Consider the following 17,521-nt stretch of genomic DNA (forward strand, 5'->3'; position numbering starts at 1 on the left):
TTTCTCCTCACGCTTCCAGCACGACCGCGAGCCCCTGGCCCACGCCGATGCAGATCGCGGCCAGCCCGTAGCCACCGCCGCGGCGGCGCAGCTCGTAGGCCAGCGACGCGAGAATGCGGCCACCGGAGGCGCCCAGCGGGTGCCCGATCGCGATCGCGCCGCCGTTGACGTTCACGATCGACGGGTCGAGCTTGGGCCAGTCGGCGAAGCAGGACAGGCACTGCGCGGCGAACGCCTCGTTCAGCTCGACCGCGGCCAGCTGCTCCCAGCCGATCCCGGCGCGCTCCAGCGCGATCTCCGCGGCCCGCACCGGGCCGATGCCGAACACGTCCGGGTCGACACCCGCCGCACCGCGACCCGCGATGCGTGCCAGAGGTGTCTTGCCGAGCCGGTCAGCCGCAGCCTGGTCGCCCAGCAGGACGGCGGACGCGCCGTCGTTGAGCGGCGAGGCGTTGCCCGCGGTGATGGTGCCGTTCTTGCGGAACGCGGGCTTGAGCTTGCCCAGCTTCTCCAGCGTCGAGTCGGCGCGGATGCCCTCGTCGCGGGTCAGGTCGGTGCCGGGGACGGGCACGACGTGGTCGTCGTAGAAGCCGGCGTCCCACGCCTTTGCCGCGTTGAGGTGGCTGCGCAGGGCGAACTCGTCCTGCGCCTCGCGGGTGATGCCGTACTTCTCGGCCAGCCGCTCGGTGCTCTCGCCCAGCGAGATCGTCCACTGCTCGGGCATCTCCGGGTTGACCATGCGCCAGCCGAGCGTGCTCGAATGCAGGGTCTGCGTCGCCGGGGAGTACGCCTTCTCCGGCTTCAGCAGGATCATCGGCGCGCGGGTCATCGACTCCACGCCGCCCGCGACGACCAGCGACGCGTCGCCGGTCGCGATGGTGCGGCTGGCCTGCATCACCGCGTCCAGGCCGGAGCCGCACAGCCGGTTCACGGTGGTGCCGGGCACCGAGGTCGGCCAGCCCGCGAGCAGCGCGGCCATGCGCGCCACGTTGCGGTTGTCCTCCCCCGCCTGGTTGGCGTCGCCCAGCACGACCTCGTCGACCGTGCCCGGGTCGAGGTCGTTGCGGGAGGCCAGCTCACGCAGCACGTGCGCGGCGAGGTCGTCGGGGCGGACTCCCGCCAGGGCGCCGCCGTAGCGGCCGAACGGGGTCCGGATGGCGTCGAGAACGTATGCGTCACTCATTTGGCTGCCTTCAACTCACGCAGGGCCTTCAGCTCGGCCTCGGTCGGCGGCGGCGTGGTCTCCAGCTCCGGCGCGACCTTCAGGTCCCAGCCGGTCGCCTCCTTGACCTGCTCCACCGTGACGCCCTCGTGGATCTGGGTCAGCACCAGCTCCGCGGTCTCCGGGTCGGGGCGCATCACGCCGAGGTCGGTGATCACCAGGGTCGGGCCGGCGCCGGGCAGGCCCAGCTTCTCGCGCTCGCCCTTGCCGCGGCCGTGGCCGAAGGAGGTGATGAAGTCGACCTGCTCGACGAAGCTGCGCTTGCTCTGCCGCACCACGACGTAGACCTCGTGGCAGTTCGCGGCGATCTCCGGCGCGCCACCGGCGCCCGGCAGGCGGACCTTCGGGTCGGCGTAGTCGGCGCCGATGACCGTGGTGTTGATGTTGCCGAACTTGTCCAGCTGCGCCGCGCCGAGGAAGCCGACGTCGATCCGGCCGGGCTGCAGCCAGTAGTTGAACACCTCCGGCACGCTGATCACGGCGTCGGCGGTGTCGGCGAGGATGCCGTCACCGATCGACGCGGGCAGCCGGGTGGGCTTCGAGCCGAGGGTGCCGGACTCGTAGATGAGCACCAGGTCCTCGGCGTGGGTGCGGCGGGCGAGGTTGGCCGCGGTGGAGGGCAGGCCGATGCCGACGAACACCCGCTGGCCGCCGGTGAGGGCGCGGGCCGCGGCGATCGACATCATCTCGTCGGACGTGTACGTCCGTTCGACCGTCGTCACTGGGCCACCTCCACGCCGAACACCTTCTCGTCCAGCCAGCGCTGGAACGAGTCCCTCTCCCGCCCAATGGAATCCCAATACGCGTAATACTCGTTGTCGCGCTCGGAGTACCCCGCCGCGTAGGACGGGTGCGCGCCGTTGGGCACTTCGGCGACCGCCGTGACGGCCCAGGTCGGCAGGATGACCTGGCCGGGCACCGGGGTCAGCTCGTCGACGACCTCCTCGACCGTGACCAGGCTGCGCTTGGCGGCCAGCACGGCCTCCTTCTGCACCCCGACCAGGCCCCACATCTGCACGTTGCCCGCCCGGTCGGCCCGCTGCGCGTGGATGATCGACACGTCCGGGTTGATGGCGGGCACCGCGGCCAGTTCCTCGCCGGTGAACGGGCAGGTGATCGTCTTGATCGTGTCCGTGTGCTTGGGCAGGTCCGTGCCGCGGTAGCCGCGCAGCACCGCGAACGGCAGCCCGGACGCGCCGGCGACGTAGCGGTTGGCCATGCCGGCGTGGCTGTGCTCCTCGATCTCCAGCGGCACCGGCCAGGAGTTCTGCACGGCGTCGCGGAAGCGGTGCAGCGACCCGACGCCCGGGTTGCCACCCCAGGAGAAGATCAGCTTCTTCGCGCACCCAGCGCCGATGAGCTGGTCGTAGACGATGTCCGGCGTCATCCGGACCAGCGTGAGGTCCCTGCGCCGCTGGCGGATGATCTCCTGTCCCGCCGCGTGCGGGATCAGGTGGGTGAATCCTTCGAGGGCGACCGTGTCCCCGTCGTGCACCAGCTGGGCGACGGCGTCACGGAGCGACGTTATCTCGGCCATTGAGCTGCTTCCGTTCGCATTCCGCACACAAGTTCTACATATGAACATAGCTGGCCGTCCGGAGCCACGCAAGGAAGGGTGGACGCATGAGCGGACCCGAAATCGACCCGGTGACGGCCGAGAGCGAGCAGCAGGACGCCGACATCGGCGGTGAGCACACCGAACCCACCTACCGCGACCAGGACCCCGAAGTCGGCACGGACGAGGCCGAGCCGGAGGGCGAGGGCGGCCCCGGGGGCATGGACCCCGAATAGCGCGAGCGGCCGCCGATCCTGCGAAGCTGGAGCCCATGCGAATCGTGGTGACGCGGCGGGTTCCGGAAGCAGCGATGGTGGTGCTCCGCGAGGCGGGCGAGGTCTGGGTGTCCGGCGAGGACCGGCCGCTCAGCCCCGACGAGCTGCGCGAAGCGGTGCGCGGCGCGGACGCGGTGGTGTGCATGCTGCACGACCGCGTCGACGGCGCGGTGGCCGACGCGGCCGGGCCGCAGCTGAAGGTCGTGGCCAACGTCGCGGTCGGCTACGACAACATCGACGTGCCCGCGCTGGCCGAGCGGGGCGTGACGGTCACCAACACGCCCGGCGTGCTGACCGACGCCACCGCGGACCTCGCGTTCGGCCTGCTGCTCGCGGTGACGCGGCGCATCGGCGAGGGTGAACGGCTGCTGCGGTCCCGCACACCCTGGTCGTTCCACCTCGGGTTCATGCTCGGCTCCGGCCTGCAGGGCAAGACCCTCGGCATCGTCGGCCTCGGCCAGATCGGGCAGGCGGTGGCCCACCGGGCCCGCGCGTTCGGCATGCGGATCGTCTACAGCGGACGGTCCCGCGCGAAGCCGGAGGTGGAGTCGGCGCTGCACGCGGAGCACCTGTCGTTCCTGGAGCTGCTGCGCACCGCCGACGTGGTGTCGCTGCACTGCCCGCTGACGCCGGAGACGCGGCACCTGATCGACGCCGAGGCGCTGGGCGTGATGAAGCACAGCGCGTTCCTGATCAACACCACGCGCGGACCGGTCGTGGACGAGGCCGCGCTGGCCGACGCGCTGCTGCGGCGGGAGATCGCCGGCGCCGGGCTGGACGTGTTCGAAAAGGAGCCCGAGGTCGAGCCGCGGCTGCTGGAGATGGACAACGTGGTCGTGACACCGCACCTCGGCTCCGCCACGGTCGAAACCCGGACCGAGATGGCCCTGCTCGCGGCGCGCAACGTCGCTGCCGTGCTGGCGGGCGATGGCGCCGTTAATGAGGTGCGCCCGGACGGCGACCGCTCCTAGTCTGCGCAGCGTGCGACTGAACGGGCAGGTCCTGATCCTCGACGCCGACGACACGTTGTGGGAGAACAACGTGATCTTCGAGCGGGTCATCGACGACTACCTGGACTGGATCGCGCATCCCACGCTGGAGCGCGCCGCGGTGCGGGAGATCCTCGACGACATCGAGCGGGCGAACGCGGTGTCGCACGGCTACGGGACCAAGGTGTTCCTGCACAGCCTCGGCGAGTGCTTCGAGAAGTTGCGTGAGCGTCCCGCGACCGCGGCGGAGCGCGCCCGCATCGAGGAGCTGGCGGCGGCGCTGATCAACCACGAGGTCGAGCTGATCCCCGGCGTCGCCGAGACGCTCGTCGAGCTGGGCTCGCGGCACGAGCTGATGCTGCTGACCAAGGGCGACCGCGAGGAGCAGCAACGCAAGATCGACGCGTCCGGGGTGGCCCACCACTTCCGCGAGGTGCACATCGTGCCGGAGAAGCACGTCGAGGTGTACCGCGGCCTGGCGTCGGCGCGGATGCTCGCGCCGGAGTCGACGTGGATGATCGGCAACTCGCCGAAGTCGGACATCCGCCCCGCCCGCGCGGCCGGCATGAACGCGGTGTTCATCCCCAACGCGAACACCTGGGTGCTGGAGCACGACGAGCTGGACGAGACCGACGATCGGGTGCTGACGCTGGGTTCGTTCCGGGAGCTCGTGCACCACTTCTGAATCTTGCGTGTCACGCATGTTTGCGCGGCACGCAAGTTTTGCTACCGTGGAGCCATGGGCCTGCGGGAGCGGAAGAAAGCCGAGACGCGCTCGGCGATCAGCTGGGCGGCCATCCGGCTGGCCGTCGAGCGCGGGTTCGGCAACGTCAAGGTCGAGGACATCGCCGAGGCGGCCGGGGTCTCCCCGCGCACGTTCAACAACTACTTCTCCAGCAAAGGCGAGGCGATCGTGGCTCGCCACACCGACCGCCTCCGCAACCTCGCCGTCGCGCTCCGCGAGCGGCCGGCCGACGAGCCGTTGTGGGACGCGATCAGCGCCTCCGCCGCGGCCCAGTTCACCCCGGACCTCGCCGCGGCCGAGCACCCGGTGCCCGACCCGGTGACCTGGACGGCCGGCGTGCGCGTGATGCTCGCCGACCCCGCCCTGCAGGGCGATCTGCTCAAGGCGGGCGCGGTGGCGGAAGCCGAGATCGCCGCGGCGGTCGCCGAGCGCACCGGCGCCTCGCTCGAGCGGGACCTGCACCCGCACCTGGTGGCGGCCGCGGTCGTGGCCGCCGTGCACACCGCGATCGGCCACCACCTCCGGACCAATCGCCCGGTGGCGGACCTGCTCACCGAAGCATTCGACCTGCTCTCCGCGGGCCGGTAACTCCACTGTGGACAGCCCGGGCGGGGTACCCGGGCCGGTTCCCCCTGCCCGGAAGGATTTTTCCATGATCGACGTCGTCATCGCGGGCGGCGGGCCGAACGGCCTCATGCTCGCCTGCGAACTCGCACTGTCCGGCACCCGCGCGGTCGTCCTGGAACGTCTCGCCGGCCCCCGCACCGAACCCCGCGCCAACGGCCTGGTCGGCGAGGTCGTGCGGATGCTGGACCGGCGCGGCCTGTACGAACGGCTGACCGGCGGGCCCGGCGCTCCCGAACCCGCGCGCGGGTTCGTGTTCGGCGCCTTCCCGTTGCCGCTGGCCGACCTCACCCACCACCTCTACACGCTGATGGTGCCCCAGCGGCGCATCGAGGAGGTGCTCGCCGAACGCGCGGCCGAACTCGGCGTCGAGGTCCGTCGCGGGCACGAGGTCACCGGTCTGACCCAGGACGCGGACGCGGTGACCGTCGAGGTCGACGGGCACGAGCCGGTCCGCGCGCGGTTCCTCGTCGGCGCGGACGGCGGGCACAGCGTGGTCCGCAAGCTGGCCGGGATCGGGTTCCCCGGCGTGACCTCCGACGAGTCCGTGTCGTACTCGGCGGAGGTCAGCGTCCCACCCGGGCTCATCGGCCCTGGCGGCGAGCTGGAGGTCCCGGGGTTCGGCGCCGTGCCGCCGTTCCAGCACCTGCGGACCGCACGCGGGCTGATCACCTGGGCGCCGTTCCCCGACCGGAACCCGATGGTCAGCACCGTGGAGTGGGGCCTGCCCGCGGACGGCGAAGCGTCACTGGCGGAAGTGCGCGCCAGCGCCGCCCGCGTGCTCGGCGCGGACCTGCCGCTCGGGCCGCCGTCCGGCGCGGGGCCGCACCTGGTGCGCCGTCTGTTCGGCGGGAACACCCGGATCGCCGAGCGCTACCGGGACCGCCGCGTGTTCCTGCTCGGCGACGCGGCGCACGTGCACTCCGCGATCGGCGGCCCCGGCCTCAACCTCGGCCTGCAGGACGCGGTCAACCTGGGCTGGAAGCTCGCGGCGGCGGTCCGCGGCGAGGTGGACGTGCTGGACACCTACGAGTCCGAGCGGCGCCCGGTCGCGCAACGGGTCGCGATGCACACGCAGGCGCAGTCGCTGCTGATCCGGCCGGGCGGCGACGTGACCGCGCTGCGGGAGCTGTTCGGGGAACTGCTCGCACTGCGCGGCACCCGGCAGCACATCGCCGACCTGATGGCCGGCGCGGACATCCGCTACGACGTCGGCGGCCCCGGTGAACCGGCCGGGCGGTTCGCACCGGACCTGCCGGACCTGCCCGCGCTCGCCCGCGGCGCGCGGGCGTTGTTGTTCGATCCGACCGGGACGCTGGACGCCGGGCCGTGGCGGAACTCCGTCGACGTCGTCGAGGCGCCCGGGCTGGAGACCGCGTACCTGCTGCGGCCGGACTGCTTCATCGCCTGGACCGGCTCCGACGGCGACGGCCTGCACGAGGCGCTCACGAGGTGGTTCGGCCCCGGAACGCACTGAGGGAGGACGCCGCACGGGCGCCCTCCCTCAGCGGAAGTCCCTTGTTCTACAGGCCCGGCTGCTGCGCGTCCGGCTGCGGCAGGACGGCGAAGTTCAGCTGTCCCTGCTCGTCCTGCTGGACGTCCAGCACCTTGTCGTCCAGGAAGATCGCGGCCTGCGGCTCCAGGAACACCTTCGCGCCCCCGTCCGCGCCCACGACCTGGTCCCCGTCCTCCGGAGCCGGTGCCACGGACAGCGCCAGCTGCGCGCCGCTGTCCTGCTGGGCCTGCACGGCGAAGCGCAGGCCACCACTGTCGGTCTGGCCCTCCTGTGCCGTCAGGGCGCTGATGGCCTCGGCGGCGGCATCGGTCAAAGCGAGCATCGTGTCAGTCCCTTCGCGTCACGTGCACTCGTACCTCCGACCGTAGGGGCACCCCCGCGCGAGCGCTGTCCTGCACCGGCCGTCATCGCCGTTCACCCTGGGTTTCGCCAGGTCAGCGCCGATGTGACCGATTTCACACAGGGTCTTCGTCCGGCGGTGTCCGGATGGCGTCCGGCACCGAGCCGGGCGGGTTGTCCGCCTTCTGGTCGACCGCGTCGCCGAGGTTCTGCCCCGCGTCGGCGACGTCCAGGCCGTCGCGGGTTTCGGTCTCGTCGGCGGGCACGTCCTCCGGCTGGACGTCCGGACGCTCCTGCGCCAGCCGCCCGTCGAGGCTCTCGCCCTCGCGTACCTCGTTCGGGGTCGTGCCGAACCGGTCGGAGGCCATGTACCGCTCCGGCGGCTCGACGCCCTCCTCGAGCGGGTCGACGCGCAACCGGTCCTCGTCGAGGTCCTCCGCGCTGTTCAACGCGGCCGGATCGGTCTCCACCGCGTCCGGCACGGGATGGCCATGAGCCTCACTCATCGGTCCTCCTCACCTGCTGTCCTAGCGGTGGCGATACCCGAGTGGCGGAACGGGCAAACCCGAGATCAAGCTCACGTGGTTGTACAGTACAAACAATTGCTGAGCGTAGGTAAGTTTTGGGTATGACCGCAACGTGGATCAGCGGGTCGGTGGCACGGGAGGCTCCCGCCGCGCACCGTCCGGCCGAACACCACCCGGTCGCCTGGTACGTCGTCGCCGGAGTGCTGACGACCGGACTGCAGGAACTCCTCTTCCTCGGCGGCCGCCCGCTGCTGGGCGCCGTGACCGCGAACGTGCTCGCCATCGCGCTGACCACGCTCGCCAACACCGAGTTCCAGCGCCGCGTAACGTTCGCCGGCCATTCCGCGTCACCCGTTCGATTGCACCTGCAGTCGGCGGGGACATTCGCCTTCTACGCGGGCTACGGATCACTCGTGCTGCTTTCGCTACACCTGTTCACCACCAATCCGTCGGCCACCCTCCAGGCGGTCGCACTCGCGGTGGCGAGCGGTCTGGGCGGGATCGTCCGGTTCGCGGTACTGCGTTGGTGGGTCTTCGCACGCCCATGACCTGCGTGTTGTCACACAGCCAAGAAGTGTGTCACTTTTGCGCTTGATTGTTCGTGAGTGCTCGGTTCACGCACCTGGAGAACTCCATCGAGCGGGCTCTTGCTGCGAATGGGGTATGTCTAGTTGAAATCTGGACTGCCGGGCGACCACCACATACGATTACGCACAGTTTCATCGGGAACGGGTCGGCAGGGACCTAGAGGGAGTACCCGTTCACCGAGAGTAACAAGAAACGCGGGCCCCCGACGGCGACCGGTCGACGGGTCATCGTTGTTGTCGTTGGGGAGCCGACCATGCGAACGAGTGTCCCGCCTGTCACTGCCGGAAGAGCCGAGCCCGAGGCGCCGGGGCTGACGCCCCAGGCCTTTCCTCGGGCATCACAGCGGCTCACGAAGGAAGAGCTCGACCCGGTCGTCCGCGAAGCCGCCACCGGTGAACGCGGAGCCGTGGACCGCTTGATCCAGATGATCACCCCCGTCGCCGTCCGGTACTGCCGGGCGCGGCTGGGCGGACGCGACCTGTCCTACCTCTCGGCGGACGACGTCGCGCAGGAGGTCTGTCTGGCCGTCCTGCACGCGTTGCCGCAGTACCAGGACCGGGGCGGATCGTTCCTCTACCTGGTGCACGCCATCGCGTCCAACAAGGTCGCCGATGCCTACCGCCTGGTCTCGCGGGACCGGTCGGACCCGGTCGCCGAGCTGCCGGAACGCCCGCTGGCCGACAACGAGCCGGAGAAGCACGCGCTCGACGTCGACCTCGGCGACCGGATGACCAAGCTGCTGGCCACCCTCCCGCAGCTGCAGCAGGAGATCCTGACGCTGCGGATCGCGGTCGGCCTGTCGGCGAACGAGACGGCCGAGGCGCTGGGCATCTCGGCAGGCAACGTCCGCGTCACGCAGCACCGCGCCCTGGGCAAGCTGCGAGCCATGATCACCCGCGACGGCGACCTGCTCGACTGAACCAATCCACAACCGGCTGGCCTGGCGGTGCGGGTAGCGACCCCTCCCGCCAGCCCACCACCACCCTCAACGGGCACGCCGCGCGTGGCTGGAGCCGTCTCGGAACCCGCGGCGGTGCGAGCTGCACGGGTGGTGAGGCGGCACCGCCGCGTCAAGACGAACTAGGCCGTGCCGTAGGCCTCGTTCAGGGCGGGCAGCAGTTCGCGCGACGCGAACTCGAAGAACCCGTCCTGGTGGTCGCCGCCGATCTGGACCAGCGCCAGATCCGTGAAGCCCGCGTCGGCGAAGGCCTGGGCGCTCTTCACGATCGGCTCGGCGTCCGGGCCGCACGGGATGGCCTGCGCGACCTCGTCGGGGGTGATGAACTGGGTCGCACCGGCGAACCCGGACGTGCCGGGCAGCTCGGCGTTGACCTTCCAGCCGCCGCCGAACCAGCGGAACTGCTCGTGCGCCCGCTGCTTGGCCGCCTCCGGGTCGGGGTCCCAGCACACCGGCAGCTGCGCGTACTTGCGCGAAGAGTCCTGCCCCAGCTGGGCGCGCTCCTCGTCCCAGGCGTGCAGCAGCTCGGGCTTCGGCTCGGTGGCGATCAGCGCGTCGGCCACCGGGGCGAAGCGCGTCACCGACTGCTTGCCGGACACCGCGACGCCGATCGGCGTGCGCCGCTCCGGCAGGTCCCACAACTTCGCCGAGTCGACCCGGTAGTGCTGACCCGAGTAGTTGACGTACCCGCCGTCGAACAGGTCGCCGATGATCGCGAGCGCCTCGCTCAGCATCTCGTGCCGCACGTTCACCGGCGGCCACCCGCGCCCGACGACGTGCTCGTTCAGGTTCTCGCCCGCGCCCAGCCCGAGCGTGAACCGGTCGCCCGACAGCAGGGAGATGGTCGCCGCCTTCTGCGCCACCACCGCCGGGTGGTACCGCATGAGCGGACAGGTCACGAAGCTCAGCAGCTCGACGCGTTCGGTCACCTGGGTGACCGCGCCCAGCACGCTCCACGCGTACGGGGCGTGCCCTTGTTCGTCGAGCCAGGGCGAGTAGTGGTCACTGCACACCTCGAACGCGAACCCCGCCTGCTCGGCGGCCGCCGCGTGCCGGACCAGCTCCCTCGGCCCGGCCTGTTCGGTCATCAGGGTGTAACCGAAACGCACTCCTGCTCCTTCTCAGCGCCGGCCAGCAGCTGCTTGCGCCGCGAGATCATCGCTCGCCGCTCGGTCTCGTCGAGCCCACCCCAGACGCCGAAGGGCTCTTCGGCGGTGAGCGCGTGGTGCCGGCATTCGACGATCACCGGGCAGGACATGCAGATCTGCTTCGCCCGCGCGACCCGGTCCGCCCGCGCGAAACCCCGTTCGCCGTCCGGGTGGAAGAACACCGAGCTGTCCAAGTTCCGGCAGTTGCCGTGCCTCTGCCACTCCCACGTTTCGGCAACAGGCACCGGGAGCCGTGACGTGTCCGCCATCTCGACCTCACCTCCGCGACCATCTCAGTTGCGCGCAGGACTACCCCGGTTTTTCGGCCACTACACCTGTCGGCCGAGCGCCAGCCGCTTCTCGAACCAGTGATCGGCGTACAAGCGTTGTTCAGGAGCTTCGATCTCGCGGTAGCCGTGTTTGGCGTAGAGCCCACGAGCCTCCACCAGATCGTGCCGCGTGTCCAGCCTCATCCGCTCGCAACCCAGTGCCTGAGCTGCGGTTTCGGCCGCGCGGAGCAGTTGGTCACCACCTCCCCGGCCACGCGCTCCGGGAAGGACGAACATCCGGGTCAGCTCCGCGGTCGTGACGTCGAGCACGCGAATGCCGACGCAGCCGGTCACCTCATCGTGCGACCGCGCGAGCAGGAACAGGCCCGTCGGCGGGACGAGGTCGTCGCTGGGGTCGTCGGCCATCGCGGCGTCCAGTTCGGCCACCGTCGCGGGGCGGCCGTAGTAGCGGCTGGCGACGTCGTCGAAGTAGGCGCGCAGAACGGCTTGCGCGGCGGCGTCGGTCACGGGGACCGGGTTGATCGTCCACACGGGTCCATCGTGACGGGACCGTCCAGCGGATTTCAGAGATCGGCGGCCCGCTGGTGGCGGGCCTCGTACAGGCCGACCTCCCCGCCGGGCAGGCGGAGCTCGGCGGGGGGACAGTTTCACGATGAGCCAACCGCCGCCCGCGTCGACGTGCGGCTGTCCGAGCACGTCACGCAGGAAGGCGCGGTCGGCTTCCGCATCGTGGCTGTACAGGATCACGTGAGCGCCATTGATCATCCATCGAGCCTAGGCAGCCGTTAGGGTGGCCCGCATGGCTTACGACGTGGTCCTGTTCGGCGCGACCGGCTTCACTGGCCGGCTCACCGCGGAGTACCTGGCCCGGCACGCCCCCGACGACTGCCGGTGGGCCCTCGCCGGTCGCAGCCGCGCCAAGCTGGAGGCCGTGCGCGACGGCCTCGGGCCGAAGTTCGCCCAGCTGCCGCTCCTCTACGCCGACGTCACCGACCCCGCCTCGCTGAAAGCGGTTGCCGAATCGGCGACGGTCGTGATCACCACGGTCGGCCCCTACGTGCAGTACGGCGAGCCGCTGGTGGCCGCGTGCGCCGAGGCCGGCACCGACTACGTGGACCTGTGCGGCGAGCCCGAGTTCACCGACCTGATGTACGTCCGCCACCACGCCCGCGCCGCCGAAACCGGGGCGCGCATCGTGCACGCGTGCGGCTTCGACTCGATCCCGCACGACCTGGGCGTCTACTACACGGTCAAGCAGCTGCCGGACGACGTGCCGATCCGGGTGCGCGGCCAGGTCCGCGTCGGGGCGACGTTCTCCGGCGGCACCTACGCCTCCGCGCTCGGCGCCGCGTCCCGGCTGCTGCCGATGGCCCAGGCCGCGCGGGAACGCAAGAAGGTGCAGCACCGCCCCGAGGGCCGCCGCGTGCGCGCGGTGACCGGCACCCCGCGGCGCGACGGCGAGACCGGCCACTGGCTGGTGCCGCTGCCGACCATCGACCCGCAGATCGTCGTCGGCTCGGCGCGGGAGCTGCCCGAGTACGGGCCGGACTTCACCTACAGCCACTACGCCGCGGTCAAGCACCTGCCGGTGCTGGCGGGCGGGCTCGCCGGGCTGGGCGCCGCGGTCGCGCTCGTGCAACTGCCGCCGGTGCGCAAGGCGCTGGGCAACCTGCGCAAGCCCGGTCAGGGCCCGAGCGAGCAGCGCCGCGCGAAGTCCTGGTTCAAGGTCCGGTTCGTCGCCGACGGCGGTGGCAAGCGCGTGGTCACCGAGGTCTCCGGCGGCGACCCCGGCTACGACGAGACGGCGAAGATGCTGGCCGAGTCCGCGCTCTGCCTGGCGCACGACGACCTGCCGTCCCGCGCCGGGCAGCTCTCCCCGGCCGCCGCGATGGGCGACGCGCTGCTGACGCGGCTGAAGAACGCGGGGCTGGCGTTCCGGACGCTGCCGTCCTGAACCACCCGGACGGGGGATACCCAAAACCGAAACCCCGACCAGGCTTAAACACAGTTCAAGCCGAGCCTTACAGTGATCGCATGGCTCGACTGACGCGCGCTGAAAGTCAGGCGCACACGCGCCGCCGCCTCCTGGACACGGCGACGGAGCTGTTCCTGCGCGAGGGCTACACCGGCACCTCGCTGGAGCGGGTGGCCGAGGAGGCGGGGTACTCGAAGGGCGCCGTCTACTCCAACTTCCGCAACAAGGACGAGCTGTGCCTGGCCGTTCTGGAGGGGGTGCGAGCGGAGAAGGCGGCGTCGGTGGACGCGACCCTGGCCGGCACCGACAGCCTCGAGGAACTCCTCGCGGCTTTCGCGGTGTGGGCCGCGGGCACCGGCGGCGACCAGGAGTGGATCCGCTTGGAGGCGGAGTACCTGCTCAACTGCCGCCGCGACCCGGAGCTCCTCGGGCGGCTGGCCAAGAGCAACGCCGAGATCGCCGACCTGGTGACGGGCCTGCTGAACACCAACGCGCGGCGCCTGGGCGTGCGGCTGCCGATGGACGCCCGGCAGGCGGCTTACGCGCTGTTCAGCATCACGCTCGGGCTGGGCCTGCTGCGCTCGGTGGACCCGGGCATCGGGGTGGATTCGTTCACCTCGATCGTCCGGCTGCTGGCGCAGCCGGCGGAGGTGAAGGTGCCGGAGGCGCGTTCAGCGAGCCGCGAACCGGCAGACGGGGCGGACTCGGCCACGAGCCGCGACTGACCACGACCCGCCCCGTGGCTGCGGGCCCAGCGCCGCGGCTGCCAGTTGCGGCGGTCCGGCCCGCGGCACCCCCGCGAAGCGGGTGCAAGCCTCGCGGGCCGCCAGGGCCGGCGGGGCTACCGGATGCGGCGGCCCAGCCGACGGCATCGCCCCCGCGAAGCGGGAGTCAGCAGCACCGGGGGCGCCAACGGCACGGGGGTCGCCGGGGCACCAGCAGCGCCGAGACCGCGGGGGCACCGCACCAACGGCGCCCCGCGAAGCGGGAGCGAGCACTGCCAGCAGCGCCAGCACCACCAGCAGCGCCGGAGCGCCAGCGGCGCCGGGACCAGCGGGACCGCAGCGGCACGTCCCCGCGAAGCGGGAGCCAGCACTGTCAGCAGCGCCGGGACACCAACGGCGCCCCGCGGAGCGGGAGCAAGCACTGCCAGCAGCGCCAGCACCACCAGCTGCGCCGGAGCGCCAGCGGCGCCGGGACCAGCGGGACCGCGGCGGTACGGCCCCGCGCGAGACCGGAATCAGCGGGGCGGCAGCGCGTGCAGCTTCACCTGCTCCAATCGCCCCGCGCGCACTCGCGCCGTCAGGTACGTGTGCTCCGGCTGGCGGCGCCGGTCGGTCGGCGAGCCGGGGTTGAGCAGGCGCAATCCGTTGGGCGCCACCGTGTCCCACGGGATGTGGCTGTGCCCGAACACCAGGACGTCGGCATCCGGGTAGTCCCGCGCGCACCGCGCCTCCCGGCCCTTCGCCGGGCCCGTTTCGTGCACCACCGCCAACCGCAGGCCGTCCAGCGACGCCCTGGCCACCTCGGGCAGCCGTGCGCGCAGCTCCGGGCCGTCGTTGTTGCCGTACACGCCGATCAGCCGCTTGCTGCGCTTCTCCAGCTCGTCCAGCAGCGCGACCTCCACCCAGTCGCCCGCGTGCACCACCACGTCGGCGCGCCCGACCTCTTGCCACAGCTGTTCCGGCAGATCACGCGCCCGCTTCGGCACGTGGGTGTCGGACATGACGAGGAGCTGCATGGTCACCGGTGTATCACGCTGGGCCACCCGGAGCAGGGCGCGAATCCCCTCGCCCGTAACCTTCATCCGGGTTGTCCGGATCAGGAGGGGTGAGCCTTGACGCAGGAACCCGCGTGGCCCACGTCCGACGACGAGCGGACCGAGGTCATGACCCCGGTCACCGACGTGCTGCCGAAGGTGACGCAGGAGCCGCCGCGGAAGAAGAAGTCCGCCAAGCGCGCCGCGATCATCGCCGGGTCGGTGCTCGGCGTGCTCGCCGCGCTCTACGCCGTCGACCTGCTGGTGAGCCAGGGCAACGTGCCCCGCGGGGTCACCGTCGCCGGGGTCGAGGTCGGCGGGCTCAAGCGCACCGCGGCCGAGGACAAGCTGCGGGACGAGATCGAACCGCGGCTGACGCAGACGATCCCGGTGCGCGCCGGTGACGCCACCGCCGCGATCGACCCGTCCACGGCCGGCCTCACGCTCGACTGGCCGTCCACTTTGGACCAGGCAGGCGACCAGCCGCTCAACCCGTTCACCCGCATCGCGTCGTTCTTCAGCGACCGCGAGGTCGGCGTGGTCACCCACGCGGACCAGAACAAGCTCGCCGCGGCCATCGAGGAGCTGCGCGGCCGCACGGACCGCCTCCCCGTCGAGGGCACGATCCGGTTCGAGGAGGCCCAGCCGGTCGCGGTGCCGCCGCAGCCCGGCCAGCAGCTCGACGCCGAGGGCGCCAAGAACGAGGTGCTGCGCCACTGGGCGACCGGGCAGACGCTGAACCTCCCGGTGACGACCACGCCGGTCCAGGTCTCGGCCGAGGCCGTGCAGGCCACGCTGGACGGGTTCGCCAAGCCCGCCGTGTCCACGCCGCTGGTCATCCGAGGCGAGGGCGCCACCGCGACGCTCTCCCCCGAGGCCGTGGCCGCAGCGCTGTCGTTCGAGCCGGGCGAAGGCGGCACGCTGGTGCCGAAGGTCGACCACAACAAGATCGTCGAGGCGGCCGGCCCGCAGCTCAAGTCCTCCGAGAAGGAGGGCAAGGACGCCCAGATCGTGTTCGAGGGCGGCCGACCCACGGTGCAGCCGTCGGTGGATGGCAAGGGCGTCGACTGGAACCCGACCCTGCAGCCGCTGTTCGACCTGCTCAAGGCGCCGGGCGCGCACGAACTGGTCGCGAAGTACCACACCACCCCGGCGAAGGTGACCACCGAGCAGGCCAACCAGCTCGGCATCACCGAGGTCATCGGCGAGTTCACCACGGGCGGGTTCGCCGCCGACTCCGGCGTGAACATCAGGACCGTCGCGCAGAAGGTGAACGGCGCGATCGTGAAGCCGGGCGAGACGTTCAGCCTCAACGGGTTCACCGGTCCGCGCGGCAAGGCACAGGGCTACGTCGAGGCCGGAGTGATCGAGAACGGCGCCCCGGCCCGCGAGGTCGGCGGCGGCATCTCGCAGTTCGCCACCACGCTGTACAACGCGGCCTACTTCGCCGGGCTGAAGGACGCCGGGCACAAGGAGCACAGCTACTACATCAGCCGCTACCCCGCCGCGCGGGAGGCGACGGTGTTCCAGAGCGCCAGCGGCAGCAGCGTGATCGACCTGAAGTTCACCAACGACTCCGACACCGGCGTGGCGATCCAGACGATCTGGACGCCGTCGTCCATCACGGTGAAGCTGTGGGGCACCAAGCGGTACACCGTCGAGTCGATCCCGGGGCCGCGGTCGAACTTCGTCCCGCCGCAGGAGAAGCCGGGCCCGGCGGAGAACTGCCACCCCTCCAACGGGGCGCAGGGCTTCACCACCAGCGACACCCGGGTGCTGCGGGACGCGAAGACCGGCCGCGAGGTCAAGCGCGAGACCCGCACCGTGCACTACAACCCGCAGCCGAAGATCGTCTGCCCCTGACGGGGACGTGAAAACGGGGCCGCACCGATCCGGTGCGGCCCCGTTTCGCGTCGGTCAGGAGCCGCGCTCGATCTCATCGAGCCGCACCTGGACGCCGTCCAGCACGCGGTCCACGGCGTAGTCGAACAGCTCGCCGAAGTAGTCGCGGTTCTTCGCCGGGTCGGCGAGGCGCTCGTGGACCGATTCGCTGAGCGTGGCCAGACCGGCCAGGTCCGGGTCCGCAGTCGGCTCGCCCCACCCGCTGGAGATCTGGGCCTTCACCTCGCCGGCCTTGCGCTGGTCGTCCTCCAGCGAGATGAACAGGCAGGCCTGGCTGACCAGCAGGCGGCACACCATGGCGGCCTCGTCCTGCTCGAACCCGGCGCCCAGCAGTGTCCTCATCGCACGGTCCACAGTGGGCCCGCCCGCCTCGACCGAGGGGCCGTTGAGCGCGACCCGCCGGGCCACGCCGGGGTAGCGCATGAACACCAGCCGCAGGTTGGTGAGGAACTGGCGCCACCAGGCGCGCCACTCCATCTCGGCAGGCGGCAGCTCGTACATGGCTATGACGCGGTCGACGACCGCCGTCACGACCGTGTCCCGGTCGCCCACGTGGTGGTAGATCACCGCCGGGTAGGCGTCGACCGCGCCGGCGAGCTGGCGCAGCGTCCACGACTCCACCCCGTGCCTGGCCGTCAGCTCGAGCGCCGCGTCGATGATGCGATCCGGGGTGACCGCGGGCAGCCCCGCCGCGTCACGGGAGCGCGGACGGCCGGGCACGGGAGCAGACTTCGCCATGGCGTAACAGTAGCTCCCTCGTGTTGGCGCGCCAGTCAACACCGCCGTGAATCGTGACGAAAACGGCTCGCCAAGGTGGACCGGGCCTGGGAGGCTGGACGAGCAAGCGCGTGACACCCAGGAGGTCGTATGTCCGAGAACAGTTCACCGAATGATTCGGAAGACGACGTCAAGCGCAGGTTCCGCGAAGCCCTCGAACGCAAGCAGGCGAACGCCCAGTCGTCCGGCAAGCACGACAGCGGGGGCGGCAAGGGCGGCCACGTCCACGGACACGGCCCAGCGGCCAGCAAGCGCACCTTCCGCCGCAAGAGCGGCTGACCGGACGGGGGGGGGGGGGGGGGCCCCCCCCCCCCCCCCACACATCACAATAC

21 protein-coding genes are annotated in these 17,521 nt (G+C 71.4%); 11 read left to right on the plus strand and 10 right to left on the minus strand.

The features are described from left to right. Positions 1–7: 7 nt before the first annotated feature. From ABZ193_RS32425 to ABZ193_RS32435, 3 genes are read right to left on the minus strand one after another with little or no spacing between them, the layout of a single operon-like run. Positions 8–1,183, minus strand: coding sequence for a thiolase family protein (locus ABZ193_RS32425; RefSeq protein ID WP_237335982.1), 1,176 nt, complete (start codon positions 1,181–1,183; stop codon positions 8–10). Continuing rightward, complete coding sequence (locus tag ABZ193_RS32430) at positions 1,180–1,908, minus strand: CoA-transferase subunit beta (protein ID WP_051123640.1); 729 nt, start codon at positions 1,906–1,908, stop codon at positions 1,180–1,182. The genes ABZ193_RS32425 and ABZ193_RS32430 overlap by 4 nt, the downstream gene beginning before the upstream one ends. Before the next feature lie 32 nt (positions 1,909–1,940). After that, a complete protein-coding gene (locus ABZ193_RS32435; protein WP_237335983.1) occupies positions 1,941–2,759 on the minus strand; it encodes a CoA transferase subunit A in 819 nt (272 codons plus the stop codon). Positions 2,760–2,845: 86 nt separating this feature from the next. On the opposite strand from ABZ193_RS32435, the gene ABZ193_RS32440 reads away from it, so the two are divergent. From ABZ193_RS32440 to ABZ193_RS32460, 5 genes are all read left to right on the plus strand, one after another. Beyond that, a complete protein-coding gene (locus ABZ193_RS32440) occupies positions 2,846–3,013 on the plus strand; it encodes a hypothetical protein (RefSeq protein ID WP_020421713.1) in 168 nt (55 codons plus the stop codon). A gap of 35 nt (positions 3,014–3,048) precedes the next feature. Next, positions 3,049–4,023, plus strand: a complete 975-nt coding sequence (locus ABZ193_RS32445; RefSeq protein WP_354712584.1) for a D-glycerate dehydrogenase — start codon at positions 3,049–3,051, stop codon at positions 4,021–4,023. 10 nt (positions 4,024–4,033) lie between these two features. Further along, positions 4,034–4,726 carry an HAD family hydrolase gene (locus tag ABZ193_RS32450; RefSeq protein ID WP_354712585.1) on the plus strand — a complete coding sequence of 231 codons (693 nt, stop codon included), beginning with the start codon at positions 4,034–4,036 and terminating at the stop codon, positions 4,724–4,726. Between the two features lie 54 nt (positions 4,727–4,780). Continuing rightward, on the plus strand, positions 4,781–5,374 hold the full coding sequence (locus ABZ193_RS32455) for a TetR family transcriptional regulator (protein WP_354712586.1): 594 nt from the start codon (positions 4,781–4,783) through the stop codon (positions 5,372–5,374). 64 nt (positions 5,375–5,438) lie between these two features. Beyond that, positions 5,439–6,887, plus strand: coding sequence for an FAD-dependent monooxygenase (locus ABZ193_RS32460; protein WP_354712587.1), 1,449 nt, complete (start codon positions 5,439–5,441; stop codon positions 6,885–6,887). 46 nt (positions 6,888–6,933) lie between these two features. Here ABZ193_RS32460 and ABZ193_RS32465 read toward each other — a convergent pair whose 3' ends face one another. Both ABZ193_RS32465 and ABZ193_RS32470 read right to left on the minus strand, forming a co-directional pair. After that, entirely contained in the window at positions 6,934–7,248 is a 315-nt protein-coding gene (locus ABZ193_RS32465; protein ID WP_017984337.1) for an iron-sulfur cluster biosynthesis family protein, read from the minus strand. 133 nt (positions 7,249–7,381) lie between these two features. Beyond that, positions 7,382–7,771, minus strand: coding sequence for a hypothetical protein (locus ABZ193_RS32470; RefSeq protein WP_039791883.1), 390 nt, complete (start codon positions 7,769–7,771; stop codon positions 7,382–7,384). A 122-nt stretch (positions 7,772–7,893) separates the two neighbouring features. On the opposite strand from ABZ193_RS32470, the gene ABZ193_RS32475 reads away from it, so the two are divergent. Together ABZ193_RS32475 and shbA are read left to right on the plus strand one after the other, a co-directional pair. Then, a complete protein-coding gene (locus tag ABZ193_RS32475) occupies positions 7,894–8,340 on the plus strand; it encodes a GtrA family protein (RefSeq protein WP_354712588.1) in 447 nt (148 codons plus the stop codon). A gap of 293 nt (positions 8,341–8,633) precedes the next feature. After that, positions 8,634–9,299 carry an RNA polymerase sigma factor ShbA gene (shbA, locus tag ABZ193_RS32480; RefSeq protein WP_026153409.1) on the plus strand — a complete coding sequence of 222 codons (666 nt, stop codon included), beginning with the start codon at positions 8,634–8,636 and terminating at the stop codon, positions 9,297–9,299. Between the two features lie 161 nt (positions 9,300–9,460). Here shbA and ABZ193_RS32485 read toward each other — a convergent pair whose 3' ends face one another. Genes ABZ193_RS32485 through ABZ193_RS32495 form a run of 3 tightly spaced genes read right to left on the minus strand, consistent with a single transcriptional unit; the run spans position 9,461 to position 11,307 of the window. Then, positions 9,461–10,447: a TIGR03557 family F420-dependent LLM class oxidoreductase gene (locus ABZ193_RS32485; RefSeq protein ID WP_354712589.1), complete on the minus strand. Its 987-nt coding sequence runs from the start codon at positions 10,445–10,447 to the stop codon at positions 9,461–9,463. After that, positions 10,426–10,755 (minus strand): WhiB family transcriptional regulator, encoded by a 330-nt coding sequence (locus tag ABZ193_RS32490; protein WP_020421721.1) that lies wholly within the window; start codon positions 10,753–10,755, stop codon positions 10,426–10,428. The genes ABZ193_RS32485 and ABZ193_RS32490 overlap by 22 nt, the downstream gene beginning before the upstream one ends. 60 nt (positions 10,756–10,815) lie before the next feature. Continuing rightward, the gene (locus ABZ193_RS32495; protein ID WP_237335993.1) at positions 10,816–11,307 is read right to left on the minus strand and encodes a GNAT family N-acetyltransferase; all 492 of its coding nucleotides are present in this window, start codon (positions 11,305–11,307) and stop codon (positions 10,816–10,818) included. Between the two features lie 268 nt (positions 11,308–11,575). On the opposite strand from ABZ193_RS32495, the gene ABZ193_RS32500 reads away from it, so the two are divergent. Together ABZ193_RS32500 and ABZ193_RS32505 are read left to right on the plus strand one after the other, a co-directional pair. Continuing rightward, positions 11,576–12,730 carry a saccharopine dehydrogenase NADP-binding domain-containing protein gene (locus ABZ193_RS32500; protein WP_354712590.1) on the plus strand — a complete coding sequence of 385 codons (1,155 nt, stop codon included), beginning with the start codon at positions 11,576–11,578 and terminating at the stop codon, positions 12,728–12,730. An 80-nt stretch (positions 12,731–12,810) separates the two neighbouring features. Then, positions 12,811–13,476, plus strand: coding sequence for a TetR/AcrR family transcriptional regulator (locus tag ABZ193_RS32505; protein ID WP_237335995.1), 666 nt, complete (start codon positions 12,811–12,813; stop codon positions 13,474–13,476). Positions 13,477–13,991: 515 nt separating this feature from the next. On the opposite strand, the gene ABZ193_RS32510 is transcribed toward ABZ193_RS32505, so the two are convergent. Next, positions 13,992–14,492, minus strand: a complete 501-nt coding sequence (locus ABZ193_RS32510; RefSeq protein ID WP_027936404.1) for a metallophosphoesterase — start codon at positions 14,490–14,492, stop codon at positions 13,992–13,994. Positions 14,493–14,588: 96 nt separating this feature from the next. On the opposite strand from ABZ193_RS32510, the gene ABZ193_RS32515 reads away from it, so the two are divergent. After that, a complete protein-coding gene (locus tag ABZ193_RS32515; protein ID WP_237335996.1) occupies positions 14,589–16,373 on the plus strand; it encodes a VanW family protein in 1,785 nt (594 codons plus the stop codon). Positions 16,374–16,427: 54 nt separating this feature from the next. Here ABZ193_RS32515 and ABZ193_RS32520 read toward each other — a convergent pair whose 3' ends face one another. Further along, positions 16,428–17,150 (minus strand): TetR/AcrR family transcriptional regulator, encoded by a 723-nt coding sequence (locus ABZ193_RS32520; RefSeq protein ID WP_354712591.1) that lies wholly within the window; start codon positions 17,148–17,150, stop codon positions 16,428–16,430. Between the two features lie 129 nt (positions 17,151–17,279). On the opposite strand from ABZ193_RS32520, the gene ABZ193_RS32525 reads away from it, so the two are divergent. After that, entirely contained in the window at positions 17,280–17,468 is a 189-nt protein-coding gene (locus ABZ193_RS32525; protein WP_020421728.1) for a DUF5302 domain-containing protein, read from the plus strand. The last annotated feature ends 53 nt before the right edge of the window (positions 17,469–17,521 follow it).

Source organism: Amycolatopsis sp. NPDC006125 (assembly GCF_040614195.1).
Lineage (GTDB): Bacteria > Actinomycetota > Actinomycetes > Mycobacteriales > Pseudonocardiaceae > Amycolatopsis_E > Amycolatopsis_E tucumanensis.